This is a genomic window from Bradyrhizobium sp. (assembly GCF_028868675.1).
Lineage (GTDB): Bacteria > Pseudomonadota > Alphaproteobacteria > Rhizobiales > Xanthobacteraceae > Bradyrhizobium.
This window is the reverse complement of the sequence record NZ_JAGWUA010000001.1, coordinates 17,874-38,213: the sequence shown is the minus strand read 5'-3', so window position 1 is coordinate 38,213 and position 20,340 is coordinate 17,874. Positions and strand designations below refer to the sequence as shown.

The 20,340-nt window shown below is 66.6% G+C and carries 19 protein-coding genes; 5 read left to right on the top strand and 14 right to left on the bottom strand.

The window, feature by feature from the left end; genetic code table 11:
• The first annotated feature begins 58 nt into the window (after nt 1-58).
• Both KGM94_RS00175 and argG read left to right on the top strand, forming a co-directional pair.
• Nucleotides 59-835 (top strand): phosphatase PAP2 family protein, encoded by a 777-nt coding sequence (locus tag KGM94_RS00175; protein WP_300253778.1) that lies wholly within the window; start codon nt 59-61, stop codon nt 833-835.
• A gap of 109 nt (nt 836-944) precedes the next feature.
• Entirely contained in the window at nt 945-2,282 is a 1,338-nt protein-coding gene (argG, locus tag KGM94_RS00170; RefSeq protein WP_300253671.1) for an argininosuccinate synthase, read from the top strand.
• 155 nt (nt 2,283-2,437) lie between these two features.
• Here the strand turns inward: argG and KGM94_RS00165 are convergent, their stop codons facing one another.
• From KGM94_RS00165 to sdhC, 9 genes are all read right to left on the bottom strand, one after another.
• Nucleotides 2,438-4,435 (bottom strand): OmpA family protein, encoded by a 1,998-nt coding sequence (locus tag KGM94_RS00165; RefSeq protein WP_300253670.1) that lies wholly within the window; start codon nt 4,433-4,435, stop codon nt 2,438-2,440.
• 162 nt (nt 4,436-4,597) lie between these two features.
• Complete coding sequence (locus tag KGM94_RS00160) at nt 4,598-4,840, bottom strand: hypothetical protein (protein WP_300253668.1); 243 nt, start codon at nt 4,838-4,840, stop codon at nt 4,598-4,600.
• Between the two features lie 71 nt (nt 4,841-4,911).
• Complete coding sequence (locus KGM94_RS00155; protein WP_300253666.1) at nt 4,912-5,298, bottom strand: VOC family protein; 387 nt, start codon at nt 5,296-5,298, stop codon at nt 4,912-4,914.
• Between the two features lie 18 nt (nt 5,299-5,316).
• A complete protein-coding gene (locus KGM94_RS00150; RefSeq protein ID WP_300253665.1) occupies nt 5,317-6,144 on the bottom strand; it encodes an FkbM family methyltransferase in 828 nt (275 codons plus the stop codon).
• A gap of 116 nt (nt 6,145-6,260) precedes the next feature.
• Entirely contained in the window at nt 6,261-7,424 is a 1,164-nt protein-coding gene (locus KGM94_RS00145; RefSeq protein WP_366526201.1) for a benzoate/H(+) symporter BenE family transporter, read from the bottom strand.
• A gap of 355 nt (nt 7,425-7,779) precedes the next feature.
• Nucleotides 7,780-8,562: a succinate dehydrogenase iron-sulfur subunit gene (locus tag KGM94_RS00140; protein WP_300253663.1), complete on the bottom strand. Its 783-nt coding sequence runs from the start codon at nt 8,560-8,562 to the stop codon at nt 7,780-7,782.
• A 104-nt stretch (nt 8,563-8,666) separates the two neighbouring features.
• Nucleotides 8,667-10,505, bottom strand: coding sequence for a succinate dehydrogenase flavoprotein subunit (gene sdhA / locus KGM94_RS00135; protein ID WP_300253661.1), 1,839 nt, complete (start codon nt 10,503-10,505; stop codon nt 8,667-8,669).
• Between the two features lie 3 nt (nt 10,506-10,508).
• The gene (gene sdhD, locus KGM94_RS00130) at nt 10,509-10,913 is read right to left on the bottom strand and encodes a succinate dehydrogenase, hydrophobic membrane anchor protein (protein WP_300253659.1); all 405 of its coding nucleotides are present in this window, start codon (nt 10,911-10,913) and stop codon (nt 10,509-10,511) included.
• Complete coding sequence (gene sdhC, locus KGM94_RS00125) at nt 10,910-11,308, bottom strand: succinate dehydrogenase, cytochrome b556 subunit (RefSeq protein ID WP_300253658.1); 399 nt, start codon at nt 11,306-11,308, stop codon at nt 10,910-10,912. The genes sdhD and sdhC overlap by 4 nt, the downstream gene beginning before the upstream one ends.
• Nucleotides 11,309-11,819: 511 nt before the next feature.
• Here sdhC and KGM94_RS00120 point away from each other — a divergent pair.
• On the top strand, nt 11,820-12,680 hold the full coding sequence (locus KGM94_RS00120; RefSeq protein WP_300253656.1) for a sulfite exporter TauE/SafE family protein: 861 nt from the start codon (nt 11,820-11,822) through the stop codon (nt 12,678-12,680).
• 127 nt (nt 12,681-12,807) lie between these two features.
• Here the strand turns inward: KGM94_RS00120 and KGM94_RS00115 are convergent, their stop codons facing one another.
• Together KGM94_RS00115 and KGM94_RS00110 are read right to left on the bottom strand one after the other, a co-directional pair.
• Nucleotides 12,808-14,502 (bottom strand): AMP-binding protein, encoded by a 1,695-nt coding sequence (locus tag KGM94_RS00115; protein ID WP_300253655.1) that lies wholly within the window; start codon nt 14,500-14,502, stop codon nt 12,808-12,810.
• Between the two features lie 118 nt (nt 14,503-14,620).
• Entirely contained in the window at nt 14,621-15,814 is a 1,194-nt protein-coding gene (locus tag KGM94_RS00110) for a serine hydrolase domain-containing protein (protein WP_300253654.1), read from the bottom strand.
• Nucleotides 15,815-16,156: 342 nt separating this feature from the next.
• Between KGM94_RS00110 and KGM94_RS00105 the strand changes: the two genes are divergently transcribed.
• Nucleotides 16,157-16,477, top strand: coding sequence for a hypothetical protein (locus tag KGM94_RS00105; RefSeq protein WP_300253653.1), 321 nt, complete (start codon nt 16,157-16,159; stop codon nt 16,475-16,477).
• A 112-nt stretch (nt 16,478-16,589) separates the two neighbouring features.
• Complete coding sequence (locus tag KGM94_RS00100; protein WP_300253652.1) at nt 16,590-18,083, top strand: NAD-dependent succinate-semialdehyde dehydrogenase; 1,494 nt, start codon at nt 16,590-16,592, stop codon at nt 18,081-18,083.
• Between the two features lie 15 nt (nt 18,084-18,098).
• Here KGM94_RS00100 and KGM94_RS00095 read toward each other — a convergent pair whose 3' ends face one another.
• Genes KGM94_RS00095 through KGM94_RS00085 form a run of 3 tightly spaced genes read right to left on the bottom strand, consistent with a single transcriptional unit; the run spans nt 18,099 to nt 20,296 of the window.
• On the bottom strand, nt 18,099-18,881 hold the full coding sequence (locus KGM94_RS00095) for an ABC transporter ATP-binding protein (RefSeq protein ID WP_300253650.1): 783 nt from the start codon (nt 18,879-18,881) through the stop codon (nt 18,099-18,101).
• Nucleotides 18,869-19,924 carry a dihydrodipicolinate synthase family protein gene (locus KGM94_RS00090; protein WP_300253648.1) on the bottom strand — a complete coding sequence of 352 codons (1,056 nt, stop codon included), beginning with the start codon at nt 19,922-19,924 and terminating at the stop codon, nt 18,869-18,871. The genes KGM94_RS00095 and KGM94_RS00090 overlap by 13 nt, the downstream gene beginning before the upstream one ends.
• Nucleotides 19,925-19,945: 21 nt before the next feature.
• On the bottom strand, nt 19,946-20,296 hold the full coding sequence (locus KGM94_RS00085) for a hypothetical protein (RefSeq protein ID WP_300253776.1): 351 nt from the start codon (nt 20,294-20,296) through the stop codon (nt 19,946-19,948).
• Nucleotides 20,297-20,340: the final 44 nt, after the last annotated feature.

Genomic DNA, 20,340 nt, shown 5'->3' with positions numbered 1-20,340 from the left:
CCTCGGAATGACGATGGTGGGGTTTTCATGCGCTGCCGCCTCGGCTAAACCGCGCGCCATGAACCGGACCGGACTTTTCATCGCGCTGGCGCTGTGGGTCGTGATTGGGCTGGTGTTCGGCCTCTATCCCGAACTCGATCTCAAGCTCGCCAGCCTGTTCTTCGATCCCGAGACCAGGAGCTTTCCGCTCAAGCTGAGCGGCTTTGCCGGCTTTGCGCGCGACGCCGCGATGTGGATCGCGTGGGCATTCGCGTTGCCCTCGATCGTGGCTCTCGTGGTCAAGCTGATCCGCCCGGACCGGCCGCTGATGATCAAGGGCCGCACCATCGTCTTCCTGTTGGCGACGCTGGCCCTGTCGGCCGGCGTGCTCACCAATCTCACCTTCAAGTCCTATTGGGGCCGGCCGCGGCCCGTCGTGGTGACGGAGTTCGCCGGCAACCAGCAATTCGTGCCGTGGTGGGATCCGCGCGGCGGCTGCGGCCGCAACTGCTCGTTCTTCTCCGGTGAGGGCGCCACCGCATTCTGGACGTTGGCACCGGCCGCGCTGGCTCCGCCGGCGTTGCGGCCGCTCGCCTATGCCGGCGCGACGCTGTTCGGCGCCCTGACCAGCGCGCTGCGCATGGCCTTCGGCGGACACTTCTTCACCGACGTGGCGGTCGCTGGTCTCGTCACCTTCCTGGTGATCTGGCTTGCTCACGCGCTGATTTACCGCTGGCCGAAGACGACCCCGTCCGACGCCGCCATCGACGCCCTCCTGACCCGGATTGCCTGGCCGGGCTACCGGCTGCGCCGGCGCCTGTTCGGCCGCAGGACAGGACCCGCGCCCTCGCCGTGAAGCTCCGCGCCGGCCGCGATTAAACGCGTGCCCCTGGCTGCGAAATTTGTTATTCGCCCCCTCGAGCCGCACGCGGCATCAGCCATTCTCGACCGATTGGACGCTTCCCATGAGTACGATTCTGAAGAGCCTGCCCAAGGGGGAAAAAGTCGGCATCGCCTTCTCGGGCGGCCTCGACACCAGCGCGGCGCTGCTGTGGATGAAGCAGAAGGGCGCGCGCGTTTTTGCCTATACCGCCAATCTCGGTCAGCCCGACGAAGCCGATTACAACGAGATTCCGCGCAAGGCGCTGGAGTTCGGCGCCGAAAACGCCCGCCTCGTGGATTGCCGCACGCAACTGGTCCACGAAGGCATCGCCGCGATCCAGTCAGGTGCCTTCCACGTCTCCACCGGCGGCCTGACCTATTTCAACACCACGCCGCTCGGCCGCGCGGTGACCGGCACGATGCTGGTCGCGGCCATGCAGGAGGACGGCGTCAACATCTGGGGCGACGGCTCCACCTTCAAGGGCAACGACATCGAGCGGTTCTATCGCTACGGCCTGCTGACCAATCCGAGCCTGCGGATCTACAAGCCGTGGCTCGACCAGCAATTCATCGACGAACTCGGCGGGCGTGCGGAAATGTCGGCGTTCATGACCGCCAGCGGCTTTGCCTACAAGATGAGCGCCGAGAAGGCGTACTCGACCGACAGCAATTTGCTCGGCGCCACCCATGAGGCCAAGGATCTCGAAAGCCTCGACAGCGGCATCAGGATCGTCAACCCCATCATGGGCGTGCCGTTCTGGCGCGACGATTGCGTCGTCAAGGCCGAGAAGGTCGTCGTGCGCTTCGAGGAGGGCCAGCCGGTGGCGCTGAACGGCAAGACCTTCGTCGATCCGGTCGCGCTGTTCCTCGAGGCCAACACCGTCGGCGGCCGGCACGGCCTCGGCATGAGCGACCAGATCGAGAACCGCATCATCGAGGCCAAGAGCCGCGGCATCTACGAGGCGCCCGGCATGGCCCTGCTGCATGTCGCCTACGAGCGGCTGGTCACCGGGATCCACAACGAGGACACCATCGAGCAATACCGGATCAGCGGCATGCGGCTCGGCCGGCTCTTGTACCAGGGACGATGGTTCGACTCCCAGGCGCTGATGCTGCGCGAGACGGCGCAGCGCTGGGTGGCGCGCGCGGTGACCGGCGAGGTGACGCTCGAACTGCGGCGCGGCAATGATTATTCGATCCTGAACACCGAGAGCCCCAACCTGACCTATGCGCCGGAGCGGCTGAGCATGGAGAAGGTGGAGGACGCCCCGTTCACGCCGGCCGACCGCATCGGCCAGCTGACCATGCGCAATCTCGACATCGCCGACACCCGCGCCAAGCTCAACCTCTATACGAAGAACGGCCTGCTCGCGGGCGGCGAGGGCTCGCAGATATTCAGGCTGGAGAGCGACAAGGCGTGAGGCGTTCGTAGCCCGGATGGAGCGAAGCGCAATCCGGGATGCTCACCATACGGCAAGACCCCGGATTGCGCTGCGCTCCATCCGGGCTACGATTCGCGCGAGCTACAAAAATGGCCGGGATCGCTCCCGGCCATTTGCATGTCTGACGCGTCGTCTCAGCGCGGCGGCGTGGTGCCGGGCGGGGGCGGCGGCAGCGAGGCCTGCCCGCCGTTGAGCAGCGGCGTGATGTTGCGGACGGTGACACGGCGGTTGATGCGGCTCGGGCCCTGCGTCTGCTCCTTCAGATACTGCTCGCCATAGCCCTGCGACGTCAGGTTCTCCGCTGGCACGCCGAACTGCTGGGTGAGCAGCGTGGCGGCCGATTCGGCGCGGCGGTCCGACAGCGATAGATTGTCGGTCTCGTTGCCGACCGCATCGGTGTGGCCTTCGATCAGGAACACCGCGCGGGGGTTGGCCTGGATCGCGCGGTTGAGGCCGTCGGCGATCGCCTGCAGCTTCGCGGCCTGGTCGGGAGGGATGTCCCACGAACCGGTCTCGAAGTTGATCGAGTTGACGTCGACGCTCGGCATCAGCATGCGCACGTTCGGCGAATAGCGGACCTCGTCGAGCGTGTAGCGGCGATCGATGCGGTCCACCGGCGGTGCTATCATCGTCTGGTAGATCAGCTCCGGCGGTGCCTCGTCCGCCTCGACGATGTAGCGGTTGGCGGGAATGCGCACGATCGGCGGCGGCAGGTCGACATAGAATCCGCCGAACGCGCGCGGGTCGCGATAGCTGTTGTCGATGATGATGATCTCGCGGCCCATCGGGTCGCGCCGGATACGACGCAGCAGACGTCCGTCCGGAGCGACGATGGTGATGATCTCGCTGCCGTCGGGACGGATTACGACGGTGCGGGTCTCGCCGCCGACCTGCTGGGTGCGGATGTCCCGCGCGCCGTAACGGAAGCGGTCGAGCTCGTCGTGGCGCACGATCGCCATGCCCGAGGGGTCGCGGATGATGATGCGGCCGGGCTCGGTGATGATGGTGCGTCCGTCCTGCACGGTCTCGCGCCGCTCGCCGCGGAAGGCGTCGATGCGCGTCGGTCCCTGCGGCGGGGCGCCTCGCGGGATCGGCGTGAGCGTCTGCGCAGAAGGCGGCGGGGGTGGCGGCAGCGGAGCGGCAATCGTCGGCGCGGGCGGACGCGTCACGGGCGCGCCGGCGGGCGGCGGAGCGCCGCCTGGACCGGTGACCGGGATGCGGCCGGGCGCGCCCGCGGTCGGGGCGCCTCCCGGAGCTGTGCCCGCGGGCGGCCCGCCGGCTCCCTGACGGCCCGGGGGCGGTGTCACGACGCCACCTGCGGGCGGCGTACCTGTCGGTGCCGGGGTCGGCGATCCCGTCGGGGCTGGCGCGGGCGGCTGACCCTGTCGTCCGGGCGGCGGTGTAATGGCTCCGCCGGCCGGCGGTGTGCCGGTCGGAGAGGGCGTGGCCCCCGGCGCAGGCGGCGGGCCCGCGCGTCCGGGGGGCGGCGTCATCGCGCCCCCGGCCGGTGGCGTGCCGGTCGGGGCCGGCGCGGCCGTGGGAGCTGGCGTCGGGAGAGGTGCAACCCGTCCCGCGGGCGGAGGTGGCGGCGGTGGGGGTGGTGTCGGGGTCGGGGTTGCGCGCGTGGTCGGCGCCGGAGGCGGCGGCAGGGGCTGAGGCGTTGGAGTCGGCGCCACGCGTGCCGGCGGCTGCGCCGAGGGAGGTGGCGGCAGATGCTGCGGGGCCGCAGCCGGAGGCGGCGTCGGCGGCTTGGAGGATGCCGGCGGCGGGGGCGGTGGCGGAGGCGCCTGATGCGTCACGGGCGGCGGTGAGGGCGGCGTCGGACGCGCTGGCGGCGGTGGAGGCGGCGGTGGGGCTGCAGGCCGCGGCGGCGGGGCGGCCGCAGGCGGCGGCGTGGCCGGATGCGCAGGCGGAGGGGGCGGAGCCGCGGCAGGCGGCGAGGGCGGCTTGGCCGCGGGCGGCGGCGGGCCCGGGGGTCCCTTCGGCTTCGGCTTTCCGTCAGGCCCGACTTCGCCTTGCGGCTGAGCCTGGGCGACCACGATCGGCGCGGTCTGCGCCTGCGATGCGGAGCTTGCGAATTGCATCGCGGTGAGAGCCGTCGTGGCGAGCAGCACGAAGCGAAGGTGAGTCATGGTGATGAGATCCCGAAGGTTCTTGAAAGGTCTGGCGATCAACAGATACGCGTTAGGCCGGATTGTGGCGGGCGGGCGAGGCGCGGGGCGATTTATTTCCGCACGCGAAGCAGCGCAAGACATGCACGTTCATTGCGCATTCAGGCGCATGTTGCAATCGCCTCACATGCCGTCCTGCGTCAAATCGGCATCCGTCGCCGGATTGGACGCGCCCGGTCCGTTCGGTCCGCGAGATGGAATCTCCTCGGGCGTTTGTCCCGGCAATTCGTCGGGCCGAGGCAATTCGCCGGGTTCGTGCACCGGCGTCGGAATGTCGGGGCGCGGATTGCCCGGCGGGATTCCCGGTGGCGGCTCGGTCGGATGTCCGGGCGTTGCTGGCGGAATTTCCGGAGGTTCGATCGGCATCGGCACTCATCGGTCATTGTCATGCGCAACCACAACGTCGCCGGTGCCGCGATGTTCCCGCCGTGATCGGATCACGCCGGCGCGTGGCACACCGCCTCGATGTTGTGCCCGTCGGGATCGAGCACGAACGCGCCGTAATAGTTGGGGTGATAATGCGCGCGGATGCCGGGCGGCCCGTTGTCGCGGCCACCCGCCGCCAGCGCGGCCTTGTAGAACGCGTCCACCGTGGCACGGTCCTGGGCGCGGATCGCGACATGCACCGGCTTGTTCAGCTTGCCTTCGCCGCCGATCCAGAAATCCGGCTTGCCGTCGGCGCCGAAGCCGCACGCGGGATCGTGGCCGGTCTGCTCTTGCGTCACTTCCATGATCAGGCTGTAGCCGAGCGGCGCCAGCGCCGTGGTGTAGAACGCTTTCGCGCGCTCATAGTCGGACACCGAAAAGCCCATGTGATCGATCATCGGAACCTCCGTTCGCGGTCATCCACGCGCGAGGAAAGTATTGCTCCGTGTCTTCTTCGTGACCGCAAACCCGCGCGCAACCATGTCGGCGATACAATCCTCCCGCCAATCCTTTTGCGACAGATGCTCGATCACCACCGCGCGCGGCCACAGCGCGGGCGACGCTTCCCTGAAGAAGGGGATCAGGACGCGATCCTCGAATCCCTCGACATCGATCTTCAGCGCGTCGACCTTCGTCGCGCCGGCCTCGCCGAGAATCCGCGCGAGCCGCAGTGACGGCACCTTGATGGCTGCGGCCGAGGCAGTTCCCGTCACGACGTGGCTGGCGCCGAGATTGCCGCCGTCGGTCTCGATCAGCAACTCGCCGTCGCTCTCGCCCGCGGCCGCCTGCACCAGGCGGACCTGCGCCGATGCCGAGGCCGCCGTGTTGAAGGACAGCCGCGCGAAAGTGACCGGATGCGGCTCGATCGCGATCACCTTGCCTTGCGGCCCGACGTGGCGCGCCATCACCAGCGCGAAGGTGCCGACATTGGCGCCGACGTCGACGAATACGCCGCCGTCTGGCGTGTGTCCGCGCAGGAAGTCGAGCTCTTCGAGATTGTAGTCGGGATTGAACAGCGCGCCGCGCTCGGTCGCGCTGCCCTGGTGATGGAAGCGGAACGAGGCGCCCTGGTACTGCACGTCGACGGGGCCCGCGCGCATCAAATTGACCAGCCGCGACAGCCAGGGGCGGAACGCGCCGCGCTTCAGCCGCGTGCGCCGTGCAAGGCGGATGATCGCGGCCTGCGCCGCGTTCGGCGCCAGCGCGCCGAACGGCGCCGGCGAAGCATCATTGTCGGGAGTCAAGCGTCGGGACCTCTGCAAAGCGGCACAGGCATAGCGGGTTTTGCCGGCGACTCCAATGCGGAGGATGTTGCGCCTTTTCTTCTTTGCCGGAAGCTAAAGTGACTGGCGAAGTTCCCTCAGGACGAGGACGCCGATGCAAAGTCCGCGCGCTCCAGCAGGAGGGATATGACGATGCCGCAGACCAATCCCCAAAAAGCCGCTCCGACGTTCAACAACGGCACGTCGGCAAGCGTGACGAGGAACGCCACCAGCGCGCCGAGCGAGAAGCGGTTGGCAAACGCCGTGACGAAAGCCGTCTGCAACACGCGCAACATCGCGAGCCCCGCCAGCGCTGCGATGAAGGATCTTGGCGCATTGAGCAGCAGTCGGGTGAAAGTCGGCGCCAGCAATCCGAACAGGATCGCCAGGACGCCGACCACGATGCCCGCGACATATTGGCGTTTACGCTCGCCGCTGCCGACGATGATGGCATTCGTCGGCCCCGTGAGGCACGTGCTGATGCCGCCGACGAGGGCGCTGACGGCTGCACCGACACCGCAGGCGATCGTCACCGCATTGACCGGCGGATTGTGCCCTACTGCTTTCAGGACGGCAAAACCCTGACCATTCTGCACGACCAGGACCGTGATCGCCAGCGGCACGACCAGTTCGACGATCGCCGCGACCGACCAGGTCGGCTCCTGAACGACCGGCCTGATCAACTCGAAATGTAGCTGCGAGGAAGCCTCGAATCGGCCGAGCACGATCGCGGCAAGCGCGCCGACCAGGAGCGCTCCGATGATCGGCGGGCAGCGGCGACCGAACCGCGGCGCCGAGGCCAGCAGCAGCCAGGTCGCGACCATCGACCCCGCGATGGCAGTGTCCGCGAAGACGGCATGGACGAGATCGAGGCCGAAACGGAGGAATACCCCGGCCACCATCCCCATCACGATCGAAAGCGGCACCAGCTCCATCGCGCGCTTGACCCAGCCGGTGGCGCCAAGCACCAGCATGAGCGCGCTCGTGACGTAGTAGGCGCCAACGACCTGAGGGAAAGTCAGGTGAGCCAATGACTGTCCCACCAGAACCGTGCCGGGAATCGTCCAGAAGAACGCCAATGGCTGCCGATAGAGCCAGCAGAACAGGATGGTGATGAGGCCGTTGACGAAGAAGACCCCGAAGATCCAGGAGGCGATTTCGGTTTCCGAAAGGCCGCCGTGCGAACCGACGGTCAGAATGATGGCCACCGGCGCAGTCGCGGCAAAGAGCCAGCCGATGAATCCGTTCGAGGCGTACAGCAAGCCAAAGTCAGAAGCGATCCTTCCAGGAGTCGGCGGTCTCTCGGTCGGTCGTTCGAAATGGCTGAGCATGAACTGCTGGGAGGCGGCGGGGATCCGTGACCGAACCTACCAGCAAGCGGCTCGATGTGATAGTCCGCCGCCGGGGTCGGGCAACTCCAGGCGAGGCCGATGGCGGACGGCCTGGACAGTCTGCCATCGTCTGTGAGACGGGACCCTTGCGCATCCGTTTTCCGGGATGGAGGGCGTCAAGTCTCAAGTCGCAGCGCTCTCCCAGTTCTTGCCGTTGAGAGGCGCAGCTTCGCAACGACGCGTCTCCTGGCGGGCGCGATTGAGCGTCCTGCCCAGGACGCGGCGGTCAGACCTGGCGCTCGACCAGCTTCAGCTTCAGCTCGGCGATGGCTTCGGCCGGGTTGAGGCCCTTCGGGCAGGCCTTGGCGCAGTTCATGATGGTGTGGCAGCGATAGAGCCGGAACGGATCCTCGAGATTGTCGAGCCGCTCGCCGGTCGCCTCATCCCGGGAGTCCGAGACCCAGCGATTGGCCTGCAGCAGGGCTGCGGGTCCCAGATAGCGGTCGCTGTTCCACCAGTAGCTCGGGCAGGAGGTCGAGCAGCAGGCGCAGAGGATGCACTCGTAGAGCCCGTCGAGCTTCTCGCGGTCCTCGTGGCTCTGCCGCCATTCCTTCTGTGGCGTCGGCGAGGTCGTCTTCAGCCACGGTTCGATGGAGGCGTATTGCGCGTAGAAATTGGTGAGGTCCGGCACCAGATCCTTCACGACGGGCTGGTGCGGCAGCGGGTTGATCTTGACCGCGCCGTCCTTGACGTCGTGCATCGACCTTGTGCAGGCCAGCGTGTTCTGGCCGTCGATGTTCATCGCGCAGGAGCCGCAGACGCCTTCGCGGCAGGAGCGGCGAAAGGTCAGCGTCGGATCGATGTGGTTCTTGATCCAGATCAGCCCGTCCAGCACCATCGGACCGCAGTCGTGGGTGTCGACGTAATATGTGTCGACGCTGGGATTCTTGCCGTCGTCCGGGTTCCAGCGATAGATCTTGAATTCGCGGAGCTCGGTCGCGCCCGCGGGCTTCGGCCAGGTCTTGCCGCCGGTGATCTTGGAATTCTTCGGAAGTGCGAATTCGACCATTAGTCTAGCCTCTGGTTTCTCTCGTCATGCGCGGGCTCGACCGCGCATCCATCTTCTTTCGAAGGATGGATTGCCGGGTCGAGCCCGGCAATGACGAGTGGTGATCAGTACACGCGCGCCTTCGGCGGGATGTACTGCACGTCGTTGGTCATGGTGTAGTTGTGCACCGGACGGTAGTCGATCGCGACCTTGCCGGCCTCGTCGAGCCAGGCGAGCGTGTGCTTCATCCAGTTCTTGTCGTCGCGCTCGGCAAAGTCCTCGCGCGCATGCGCGCCGCGGCTCTCGGTGCGGTTGACGGCGGAGTCCATCGTCACCACCGCCTGCGCGATCAGATTGTCGAATTCCAGCGTCTCGATCAGGTCCGTGTTCCAGACCAGCGAACGGTCGGAGGTCCCGACGTCGGCGATCCCGTCGTGCACCTTGTGGATCAGATTGTGGCCCTCGTTCAGCACTTCGCCGGTGCGGAACACCGCGCAGTTGTTCTGCATCACGTGCTGCATGCTGTCGCGCAGCTTCGCCGTCGGCGTGCCGCCCGAGGCGTAGCGATAGCGATCGAGCCGGCTCAGGGCCTTATCGGCCGAGTTCGACGGCAGATCGGGCTGCTTGCCGTTCGCCGTCAGCTTCTCGGCGCAGCGCAGTGCGGCGGCGCGGCCGAATACCACGAGGTCGATCAGCGAATTGGAGCCGAGGCGGTTGGCGCCATGCACCGACACGCAGGCGGCTTCGCCCACCGCCATCAGTCCCGGCACTACGGAGTTTTCGTCGCCGTTCTTCTTGGTCAGCGCTTCGCCGTGGAAGTTGGTGGGGATGCCGCCCATGTTGTAGTGCGCCGTCGGCACGATCGGGATCGGCTCGCGCGTCACGTCGACATTGGCGAAGATCCGGGCCGACTCCGAAATGCCCGGCAGCCGTTCCTGCAATATCTTCGGGTCGAGATGGTCGAGGTGCAGATAGATGTGGTCCTTCTTCTTGCCGACGCCGCGGCCTTCGCGGATTTCGACGGTCATTGCGCGCGAGACCACGTCGCGCGAGGCGAGGTCCTTGGCAGAGGGCGCATAGCGCTCCATGAAGCGCTCGCCCTCGGAGTTGACGAGGTAGCCGCCCTCGCCGCGCGCGCCTTCGGTGACGAGACAGCCCGCGCCGTAGATGCCGGTCGGATGGAACTGCACGAACTCCATGTCCTGCAGCGGCAGGCCGGCGCGCAGCACCATCCCGCTGCCATCTCCGGTCTGGGTGTGTGCACCGGTGCAGGAGTAATAGATGCGGCCATAGCCGCCGGTGGCCATGATGGTGGTCTGGGCGCGGAAGCGGTGCAGCGTACCGTCGTCGAGCTTCAGTGCGATCACGCCACGGCAGGCGCCCTGGTCATCCATGATCAGGTCGATGGCGAAGAACTCGATGAAGAATTCGGCCGAGTGACGCAGCGACTGGCCGTACATCGTGTGCAGCATGGCGTGGCCGGTGCGGTCGGCGGCGGCGCAGGTGCGCTGCGCCTGGCCCTTACCGTAGTCCATGGTCATGCCGCCGAACGGGCGCTGGTAGATCTTGCCCTCCTCGGTACGCGAGAATGGCACGCCCCAATGCTCGAGCTCATAGACGGCTTCGGGCGCGTGGCGCACCATGTATTCGATCGCGTCCTGGTCGCCGAGCCAGTCCGATCCCTTCACGGTGTCGTACATGTGCCAGCGCCAGTCGTCCTGGTGCATGTTGCCGAGCGCGGCCGAGATGCCGCCCTGGGCGGCGACGGTGTGCGAGCGGGTCGGGAAAACCTTCGTGATGCAGGCCGTGCGCAGCCCGGCCTCGCTGCAGCCGACGACGGCGCGCAGGCCCGCGCCGCCGGCGCCCACCACGACCACGTCATAGGTGTGGTCCTCGATCGGATAGGCCTTGCTGCTGGTCGCCGGCGCAGCGCCGCTTCCCTTGCCATTTTGGGCAGTGGCCATGGGCTACACTCCGGAAGAAAGTTTGAGGATCGCGTAGGTCGAGGCGAGCGCGACCGCGATCGAGAAGAAATTGTTGAGCATGATGGAAGCGAGCTTCAGCTTCTCGCTATGGACGTAGTCCTCGATCACGACCTGCATGCCGATCTTCATGTGCCAGGCGCTGGCGAAGATGAAGAGCAGCAGGATCACGGCGATCGGCAGCGAGCCGAGAATCTGTGCCGCACCCGCCTGGTTGCGGCCGATCAGCATCATGACGACCACCAGCACGGGGATGATCAAGAGCGTCATCGCAACGCCGGTAAGGCGCTGGCGCCAGAAATCGGAGGTGCCCGAATGCGCTGCGCCGAGATTGTGGACGCGGCCGAGCGGCGTGCGCATGCTGCGCTTGGTCGTTTCCGTTGCGCTCATCGTCCGCCTCCGATCGCGTAGGCGATGATCCAGATCAGCAGGGTGAGCGCGATGCCGCCGAGCAGCGCGCCCCAGGTCAGCGCCTCGCGCTCATTGGCCTTGAAGCCGTAGCCGAGATCCCAGACGAAATGCCTGATGCCGCTGAGCAGGTGGTGCATCAGCGCCCAGGTGTACCCGAACACGATGAGCCGGCCGATGAAGCTGCCGGTGAAGGCCTGCACGTGGGAATAGGCGGCAGGACCCGACGCCGCGGCAATCAGCCACCAGGCGAGCAGCAGGGTGCCGAAATAGAGGGCGATGCCGGTGGCGCGATGGACGACGGACAGCGCCATCGTCAGCGTCACGCGGTAGACTTGCAGGTGTGGTGAAAGCGGTCGTTCGATCCGTGCGGTCATTGGGCGGCTTTGATGTTTTATTGCGCCCAGCATGGGGCGCGCGGGGATCGCGAAAGGTCGGTCCTATTTACGGAGTCGAAACTGTCAGCGCAATCACCAAATCGCCATAAAGGGAACTGCGGTTCAGTCTTATAATCGCGACGAATCCAGCCCGATCAGAGGCTTGGTATACCAGAGCGAGTTGCAACCTTTAAAGTAAAGAATTTAGGTTCACTTGTTTGGCGCCGGGCCGCGAAGGCTTGAAATCCCAGCGGAACGACGCATCCAGCCCCTGCCTCATGCGCGAGGGCGGCTTCGCTCACGGGTAGCGCCTGGCCAACAACCCCCAATTCTCGTCGGCGTTCCCGGCCGCTCTCGCCCGCCATCCACCGGATATGCGCGGCCCGCATTCCACCCTGATGGCCAACGCGCACCCTGCGCCAGTCGACCGCACCGACGAGATCGCCTAGAGCTCTTCGCGCGGCGTCCGCCGAAGCGCACGGGCGCGATCGGGTGCCGGGGCGAAATACGCGTGATTGCTGGTCTCAACTCCCAAGACGTCGTCGAGCTCCTCCTGCTCCTGATCGCGGTCGGCGCGCTCTCCGGATTCCTCGCCGGCCTGTTCGGCATCGGCGGCGGCGCCGTTCTGGTGCCGGTGTTCTACGAATGCTTCCGCCTTGCCGGCGTGCCGCTGGAGGTGCGCATGCCGCTCTGCATCGGCACCTCGCTTGCGATCATCATCCCGACTTCGATCCGTTCGTGCCACGCGCACTACAAGCGCGGCGCCGTCGACACGGAGATCCTTCGCATCTGGTGGCTTCCGATCGTAGCCGGCGTCCTCGCCGGCAGCGTTATCGCGCGCCATGCGCCGGAGCGGCTGTTCAAGATCGTGTTCGTCTGCGTCGCCTATTCGGCCGCAGCGCGGCTGATCTTCGCGCGCGAAGGCTGGAAGCTGGGCGACGAACTGCCGAAGGGACCGCTGATGCGCGCCTACGGCGTCTGCGTCGGTCTGCTCTCGACGCTGATGGGCATCGGCGGCGGCCTGTTCTCGAACCTGCTGATGACCTTCTACGGCCGCCCGATCCACCAGGCGGTCGCGACCTCGTCCGCGCTCGCGGTGCTGATCTCGATCCCCGGCGCGCTCGGCTACGTCTATGCCGGCTGGCCGGCGGCCGCGCATTATCCAGCGGTCGCCGCACTGCAGATGCCGTTCGCGCTCGGCTACGTCTCGCTGATCGGGGCGGCGCTGGTGATGCCGACCAGCCTCGTCACCGCGCCGCTCGGCGTGAGGGCCGCGCACGCGATGTCCAAGCGCACGCTCGAGATGGCGTTCGGCTGCTACCTCTTCATCGTCGGCAGCCGGTTCGTGATGAGCTTGCTGAGTGGGCAGTAGCCTGAGGCCGTCTCCACGCCGTCATTGCGAGGAGCGAAGCGACGAGGCAATCCAGACTGTCACCGCGGAAAGACCCTGGATTGCTTCGCTCCGCTCGCAATGACGGTGTTGATACGCCGCATGCCCCTCACGCCGTCTTCGCCGCCTGCAGTCCGAGCCGCTTCTCCACGGCGTCGCGCATCATGAATTTCTGGATTTTTCCCGTCACCGTCATCGGAAACTCCTCGACGAACTCGACATAGCGCGGGATCTTGTTGTGGGCGATCTGGCCGTCGCAGAAGGCGCGCACCTCCTCCGCCGTCAGTGTCTCGCCGGAGCGCACCCTGATCCAGGCGCACAGCTCTTCGCCATAGCGCTGATCCGCCACGCCGAAAATCTGTACGTCCTGTATCTTCGGATGGCGATAGAGAAACTCCTCGATCTCGCGGGGATAGAGGTTCTCGCCGCCGCGGATCACCATGTCCTTGATGCGGCCGACGATGTTGCAATAGCCGGCGTCGTCGATGGTGGCGAGGTCGCCGGTGTGCATCCAGCCATTCTTGTCGAGCACGTCGGCGGTCTTCTCCGCCTCGTCCCAATAGCCCAGCATGACGCTGTAGCCGCGGGTGCAGAGCTCGCCCCGTTCCCCGCGCTTGACGATCCTGCCTTCGAGGTCGACGACCTTGACCTCGACATGCGGGTGGATGCGCCCGACGGTGGAGACGCGGCGCTCCAGCGGATCGTCGACCGCGCTCTGGAAGCTCACCGGGCTCGTCTCGGTCATGCCGTAGGCGATCGTCACCTCGCGCATGTTCATCTCGTTGTTGACGCGCTTCATCACCTCGATCGGACAGGGCGCGCCGGCCATGATGCCGGTGCGCAGCGTCTTGAGGTCGAAGCTCGCGAACTCCGGATGATCGAGCTCGGCGATGAACATGGTCGGCACGCCGTAGAGCGCGGTGCATTTCTCCTGCGCGACGGTGCGCAGCGTCGTCAGGGGATCAAAACCCTCGCCGGGATAGACCATGGCCGCGCCGAGCGCGACGGAGGCGAGGTTGCCCATCACCATGCCGAAGCAGTGATAGAGCGGAACCGGAATGCAGATGCGGTCCTGTTCCGTCAGGCGCATGGCGCGGCCGACGAAATAGCCGTTGTTGAGGATGTTGTGGTGGGTCAGCGTCACGCCTTTCGGCGATCCCGTGGTGCCGCTGGTGAACTGGATGTTGACGGGGTCGTCGAACTGCAGCTCACGCCCGAGCCGGGCCAGCTGCTCGCGGTGCCGGTCGCCGCCCATGTGCGGCACCTCGTCGAACGGAACGGTGCCCGGGCTTACCGGTCCGCCGATCTGGATCACCAAGCGCAGGGCCGGCAATCGCGCCGCGCGCAGATGACCGGGTTGCGCGGTCGCAAGTTCCGGCAACAGCGTGTTCAGCATCTCCATGTAGTTGCTGGTCTTGAACGACGTCGCGGTGACGATGGCCGCGCATCCGACCTTGTAGAGCGCGAATTCCAGCTCGCTCAGCCGGTAGGCGGGATTGATGGTGACCAGGATCAGCCCGGCCTTGGCGGCGGCAAATTGAGTGAGCGTCCATTCCGGCCGGTTCAGCGACCAGATGCCGATGCGCGCGCCGGGCTCGAGGCCGAGGGCGAGAAACCCCGCCGCGAGCGCGTCGACCCGCTCGGCAAATTCCGTCCAGGTCCATCTCACGCCGTGGGACGGCGAGACCAGCGCTTCGCGCGCGCCCCAGCGCCGGGCGGCGAGCTCGAGGCTGCGTCCGATCGTGTCGCCGAGCAGCGGTGTGTCCGAGATGCCGCAAACGTAGCTGTCGGCTTTGTCTGCCAAGGTCGTGTCCTCCCTATCAAACCGGGCGCCATTCCGGGTTCGGTCCTGCGAACCGCCCCGGAATGACTGTTTCGTGCGGATCGCCGGGCCAGGCCCGGCCGCGACGCGCGGTAAGAACCTACGCCGCCTTCTTTCCGCTGCCTGCGTCGAGGCCGTCATAGACGCCGCGCTCGAAGCCTGCAAACGCCTCCAGGCACTTGGCGTCGGCAAAGGGCAGGAGCTGCATCAGGATCACGCCGGTGACGTTGCGCGCGGGATCGATCCAGAAATAGGTATTGGCGAGCCCGGCCCAGAACAGGCTGTTGGGGCTGCGGCCCTGCGGGGTCCTGGCGGTGTTGATCATGAAGCTGAGGCCCCACTTCTTCGCCTGATCGGGGAACAGGTCGACGTCGTTGGTGTAGATCGGTGCCGCCGTCGTCATCTTGGTCATGTTGAGATCGCCGATGTGGTTCTGGCCCATCGTCGTGACGGTCTCGGGCTTCAGCACCTGGTTGCCGTTGCCGCGGCCCTTGTTCAGGATCATCTGGGTGAACTTGATGTAGTCGCCGGCCGTGGCATAGAGGCCGCCGCCGCCCATGTGGAATTCCGGGTTCTGCTCCAGCTCGAACGGGATCGCCGCGAGCTGTCCGTTCTCGCCGCGCGCATGCATGCCGACCAGGCGCTGGCGCATGCCCTCGCTGATCTTGAAGCCGGTGTCGCTCATGCCGAGCGGGGCAAACAGATTGTCGCGCAGATAAGCGTCGAGCCGCTGGCCGCTGATCGCTTCCACCGCCTTGCCGACGAAGTCGATGTTGGTGCCGTACTCCCAGCGCGTCCCGGGATCGGAGGCGATCGGCGTCTTCAGCGCGGCGTTCTGGCAGGTGGTGATCGGCGGAATGCCGGCCTTCTCCAGATACACCGCCATGTCGCCGTTCCACATGTCGTAGCAGAAGCCGGCGGTGTGGGTCATGAGCTGGCGCAGCGTGATCGGGCTCTTCGCAGGCCGCAGCTTCGGCTCGCCGTTGGCGTCGAAGCCTTCAAGCACCTGCGGGGCGGCGAGGTCCGGCAGCACCTTCGCGATCGGCGCATCGAGCGAGAGCCTGCCCTGCTCGACGAGCTGCATCGCGCCGGCCGTCGTCACCGCCTTGGTCATCGAGGCGATCCAGAACACGCTGTCCGGCGTCATCGCATCGGACTTGGACAGGTCGCGCTTGCCGAACGCGCCCTGGTACAACACGTCGCCGCCATCGGCGGCAATGGCGACGACTCCGGGAATTTCCTGTGTCTCGCTCTTCTGGCGCAGAACCTGATCGATCTCGGCCTGACCGTGCATGGGGTTGTTCCTCCGACATTCGATTATTGTTGGCAGCGATCGATTGTCCTCCCGCCAACCGCGCGCGGCAAGCATCTACCTTTGCGCGCGCCGGTCGCGATGTCGTGACTTGACGGCGAGACGCTCCGAGGGGACCAAACTGCAACACCTGACGACAATCTGCGGTGGATGCCCGCACTTCGCCGTGACCCTCCGGGGCGTCAGGCTCTAATGTTTCCAAAGGGCTTGGCCTCTTGAAACATTTCGTGCCTTAAGGCGTTCAGAACACGGCCAAATCGGCGTGGCCGGTCAGACTCGATGCAAAATGTTGGCGGCTGCCCAAGGCCGCGAGGGAAGTTTGAGATGATTTCGACTTGGAGTGACTGGAAGCGTTACCCCCGTCCCGGCCGGGGTGAGAACCTCGAGGCGCCGATTTCGCCGGGAATCTACGAGGTTCGCGTCGCCGGGACCGGTGCGCTCTACTCCTTCGGTGCGGTCGACAACGTCGCACAGGCCCTGGCGCTGCTGCCGGTCGGCTCAAAATCCTGGTTCGGCCGCCGCGATACCACCGATGTGCCCGCGCTCGAATACCGGACCTGCGCGACCTCGACCAAGGCCGACGCCAAGGCGGCCGCCGAGCGCATGATCGGCCGGCGCGAGACTTATATGAGCGGCGCGGCGTAAGCGCCGCCCCCAGATAAGCTCGAATCTGCCGTGCGTTGCCGGGCGGTGCATTGTGCGCCGGTTGCGCCTATAGTCGGCGCCAATCCGAAAAGAGCCGTCAAGGAGCAACGCCATGACCCCGACCGCCGCCGCACGCGCTTCGCAATCCGCTTCCACCTTGCGCGACCGGCTGAAGGACCCTTCGCTCCTGCGCGAGGCCTGCTACATCGACGGCGCCTGGGTCGGCTCGCCCGTCTTTCCGGTCAACAATCCCGCGACCGGCGTGGCGCTCGCCAAGGTGCCGCAACTCACGGCGGCCGATGCGACCAGGGCGGTCGAAGCCGCCGAGCGCGCCTTCCCGGCCTGGGCCAGGCTCACCGCAAAGCAGCGCTCCAACATCCTGCGTAAATGGTACGAGCTGATCGTCGCCAACCGCGAGGATCTCGCGCTGATCCTGACCTCCGAGCAGGGCAAGCCGCTCACCGAGGCGCTCGGCGAGGTCGATATCGGCGGCGCCTATGTCGAGTTCTTCGCCGAGGAAGCCCGCCGCGTCTATGGCGAAACCATCCCGACCCAGCGCGCCGATGCGCGGCTCTTGGCGATCAAGCAGCCGATCGGCGTCTGCGGCGCCATCACGCCGTGGAACTTTCCGAACTCGATGATCACCCGAAAAGTGTCGCCGGCGCTCGCTGCCGGCTGCACGGTGGTGCTGAAGCCCGCGAACGAAACGCCGCTGTCGGCGCTGGCGCTCGCGCTGCTGGCCGAGAGGGCCGGCGTGCCCAAGGGCGTGTTCAACATCGTCACCGGCGATGCGCCGCCGATCGGCAAGGTGCTGTGCGAGCATCCGGCGGTGCGCTTCGTCGGCTTCACCGGTTCGACAGAGGTCGGCAAGATCCTCTACCGGCAGGCTTCCGTCGGCGTGAAGAAGCTCGGGCTCGAGCTCGGCGGCAACGCGCCTTTCGTGGTGTTCGACGACGCCGACATCGACGCCGCGGTCGAAGGCGCGATCGTCTCGAAATACCGCAACATGGGCCAGACCTGCGTCTGCGCCAACCGCATCTACGCCCAGGACGGCATCTACGACGCGTTCGTGCAGAAGCTGTCGGCAAAGGTCGCGGCGATGAGGATCGGCGACGGCACGGAAGCCGGCGTCACCCAGGGGCCGCTGATCAACATGGAGGCGATCGACAAGGTCGAGAAGCACATTGCGGACGCCGTGAAGCGCGGCGCCAAGATCGTCACCGGCGGCAAGCGCCATTCGCTCGGCCGCACCTTCTTCGAGCCGACGGTGCTTGCCGACGTCAAGCCGGACTCGCTGGTGTCGCAGGAGGAAACGTTCGGCCCGCTCGCGCCGGTGATCCGCTTCAAGGACGAGGCCGACGTGATCGCGATGTGCAACGCCTCGCCGTTCGGTCTCGCCTCGTACTTCTATTCCCGCGATCTCGGGCGGGTCTGGCGCGTCGCGGAGGCGCTGGAGTCGGGCATGGTCGGCGTCAACACCGGCCTGATCACGACCGAGGTCGCGCCCTTCGGCGGCGTCAAGGAGAGCGGCTTGGGGCGCGAGGGCTCGCATCACGGCATGGAAGAGTACGTCGAGATCAAATACGTGATGATGGCGGGGGTATAGTCCCCCGCCCCGTCGTCACGCCGCGCCCAGACCGAGCTTGGCGTAGATGCGCCGCGCATAGGCGCCGAACGCGTCGGTCGTCTTGATCGGCAGTGCGCGCGGGAAGGGCAGCTCGACCGCGAAATAATCGGCCATTTTCGCCGGCCCGGCCGTGAGCACGGCGCAGTGCGAGGACAGGAACACCGCTTCCTGGATCGAATGCGTGACGAAGATGATGGTCTTGCCGCTCTCGCGCCAGATCCGCAGCATTTCCAGGTTCATCTGCTCCCGCGTGAGGGCATCCAGCGCGCCGAACGGCTCGTCCATCAGGATCAGTTTGGGATCGTGGACGAAGGCGCGGGCGATCGCGGCGCGCTGTTGCATGCCCCCCGAAAGCTGCTGCGGATACTTGTCTTCGTAGCCGGTCAATCCGACCAGCTTCAGCAGGTAGCGCGCCCGGTCGCGCGCGGCTTTCATCGGCAGGCCCACGATCTCGGCCGGCAGCAGCACGTTGTCCAGAATGGTTCGCCATTTCAGGAGCAGCGCCTGCTGGAACACCATGCCGATGTCGCGCGCCGGATCGAACGGCGTGACCGCGTTGCCGATCCGCACCGTGCCGCCGTCCGCGCCATGCAGCCCCGCGAGGATCTTCATGACGGTGGTCTTTCCGCAGCCGGACGGCCCGACCAGCGACACCAGCTCGCCTTCCTGCACGTCCATGGTGACGTCCGAGACCGCAAGGAATTCGGTGCCGCCGGATCGATAGACCTTGCGGACGCTGCGCAGGCTGATGAAAGGCTCCGCCGTCATGCCAGCCATCTGTCCAGATTGGCCGCCACGAAGGCGTCGTCGCTGAGATCGGCGTGCTCCCGGCAGACGCGATCGATTTCCTGCTTCTGTCCGGGACTGAGGCCCTCGTCCGGATCGAGGCACCAAAGGCCCCGCATCAGGCCCTGACGCCGCAGCACCTCGTGACAGCCGGCGATGCAGCCGTGGAAATTGTTGGCGACGTCGAAGAAGGCGCTGTTGCAGTCGGTGACGCGGGCATCCAGCGCGAGCAGATCGGCCGGCACGGCGTCCTTGTGCCGGGCCTGCCTGCATCGCTCGAACTGCTCGATCGCGCTCGCGGTCCAGACCGACCAGTGTCCGAGCAACCCGCCCTTGAAATAGGTGCGCGTGGTGACGCCGTTGTCCCTGAGATCGAAGGGCAAGGTGAGGTCGAGCAGGATATGGTCGTCGTTCCCGGTGTAGAGCGCGACACGGTCGAGCGCGCCCGCCGCCGCCACGCCGCGCAGGACATCGAGCGTGCGATAGCGGTTGAACGGCGCGATCTTGATCGCGATCACGTTGTCGATCGACGCGAAGCGCTGCCAGAAGCCGCTGCTCAGCACCACGCCGCCCACGGCCGGCTGCAGATAGAAGCCGATCAGCGGGATCTCGCCGGCAACCGCCTGGCAGTGGGCGATGATCTCGTCTTCCGAAGCGCTCTTCATGGCGGCGAGGCTGAGCAGGCCCGCATGGTAGCCGATGCTACGCGCCGTCCGTGCCTCGGCGATGGCCTGCCGGGTGGGTCCGGCGAGGCCCGCGATCATGGCCAGCGGCCGCTTCGTCCACCCGGCGGCGGTCTCCGCGGCAAGTTCCAGCACCGGCCGGTACAGCCCGACGTCGCGGATCGCGAACTGCGTGGTGTGCACGCCGACCGCAAGTCCGCCTGCGCCAGCGTCGATATAGTAACGCGTCAGCGCCCGCTGGTGCGTCCTGTCGAGCTCGCGGTCGGCCGTGAGCGCCAGGGGATGCGCCGGCAGCACCGTGCCGTCGGCCAAAAGCTTGCGGACACCGCTGTCGATCTGGCTGTGATGCATGGCTTCCTTCCAGCTGGCTTCCTATCCGAATTCAGGGCCGGCGACCGCGAACGCCACGTCCGCGCCGGGCCGGGTGGCGCGGCCGAACCGCATGCGCTGGAACGGCCGCTCGATACTCCAGCCCGCACGGGTCAGTCCATGCAGGAAAACGTCCTGCGACGCGACGGCGTCGAGCAACAGCGGCCCGCTTTCCGATCGCGCGATCGCATCGACCAGGGCCTGCGCGTCCGCGGCGTTCTCCGCAAATACCGGGCCGATCTGGCGCGCGGTCCGCCCGTCGCGGATCAGCGCAATCGAACCGTTCAGGGACACAATGCGCGAGCCGGGCCGCTGCGCGAACTCGGCGAGGAGATCGCCCCGATCGAAGCCGATGGTGAGGCGGTCGCGCGCGCAGCTCCTCCAGCGTCGCGCGCGAC

What these genes read in the sequence shown, in the direction of transcription:
- KGM94_RS00175 (WP_300253778.1), top strand. Translation starts at nt 59, where the DNA reads ATGAACCGGACCGGACTTTTCATCGCGCTGGCGCTGTGGGTCGTGATT.
- argG (WP_300253671.1), top strand. Translation starts at nt 945, where the DNA reads ATGAGTACGATTCTGAAGAGCCTGCCCAAGGGGGAAAAAGTCGGCATC.
- KGM94_RS00165 (WP_300253670.1), bottom strand. Translation starts at nt 4,435, where the DNA reads ATGACTCACCTTCGCTTCGTGCTGCTCGCCACGACGGCTCTCACCGCG.
- KGM94_RS00160 (WP_300253668.1), bottom strand. Translation starts at nt 4,840, where the DNA reads ATGCCGATCGAACCTCCGGAAATTCCGCCAGCAACGCCCGGACATCCG.
- KGM94_RS00155 (WP_300253666.1), bottom strand. Translation starts at nt 5,298, where the DNA reads ATGATCGATCACATGGGCTTTTCGGTGTCCGACTATGAGCGCGCGAAA.
- KGM94_RS00140 (WP_300253663.1), bottom strand. Translation starts at nt 8,562, where the DNA reads ATGGTCGAATTCGCACTTCCGAAGAATTCCAAGATCACCGGCGGCAAG.
- sdhA (WP_300253661.1), bottom strand. Translation starts at nt 10,505, where the DNA reads ATGGCCACTGCCCAAAATGGCAAGGGAAGCGGCGCTGCGCCGGCGACC.
- sdhD (WP_300253659.1), bottom strand. Translation starts at nt 10,913, where the DNA reads ATGAGCGCAACGGAAACGACCAAGCGCAGCATGCGCACGCCGCTCGGC.
- sdhC (WP_300253658.1), bottom strand. Translation starts at nt 11,308, where the DNA reads ATGACCGCACGGATCGAACGACCGCTTTCACCACACCTGCAAGTCTAC.
- KGM94_RS00110 (WP_300253654.1), bottom strand. Translation starts at nt 15,814, where the DNA reads ATGCACGGTCAGGCCGAGATCGATCAGGTTCTGCGCCAGAAGAGCGAG.
- KGM94_RS00105 (WP_300253653.1), top strand. Translation starts at nt 16,157, where the DNA reads ATGATTTCGACTTGGAGTGACTGGAAGCGTTACCCCCGTCCCGGCCGG.
- KGM94_RS00100 (WP_300253652.1), top strand. Translation starts at nt 16,590, where the DNA reads ATGACCCCGACCGCCGCCGCACGCGCTTCGCAATCCGCTTCCACCTTG.
- KGM94_RS00095 (WP_300253650.1), bottom strand. Translation starts at nt 18,881, where the DNA reads ATGGCTGGCATGACGGCGGAGCCTTTCATCAGCCTGCGCAGCGTCCGC.
- KGM94_RS00090 (WP_300253648.1), bottom strand. Translation starts at nt 19,924, where the DNA reads ATGCATCACAGCCAGATCGACAGCGGTGTCCGCAAGCTTTTGGCCGAC.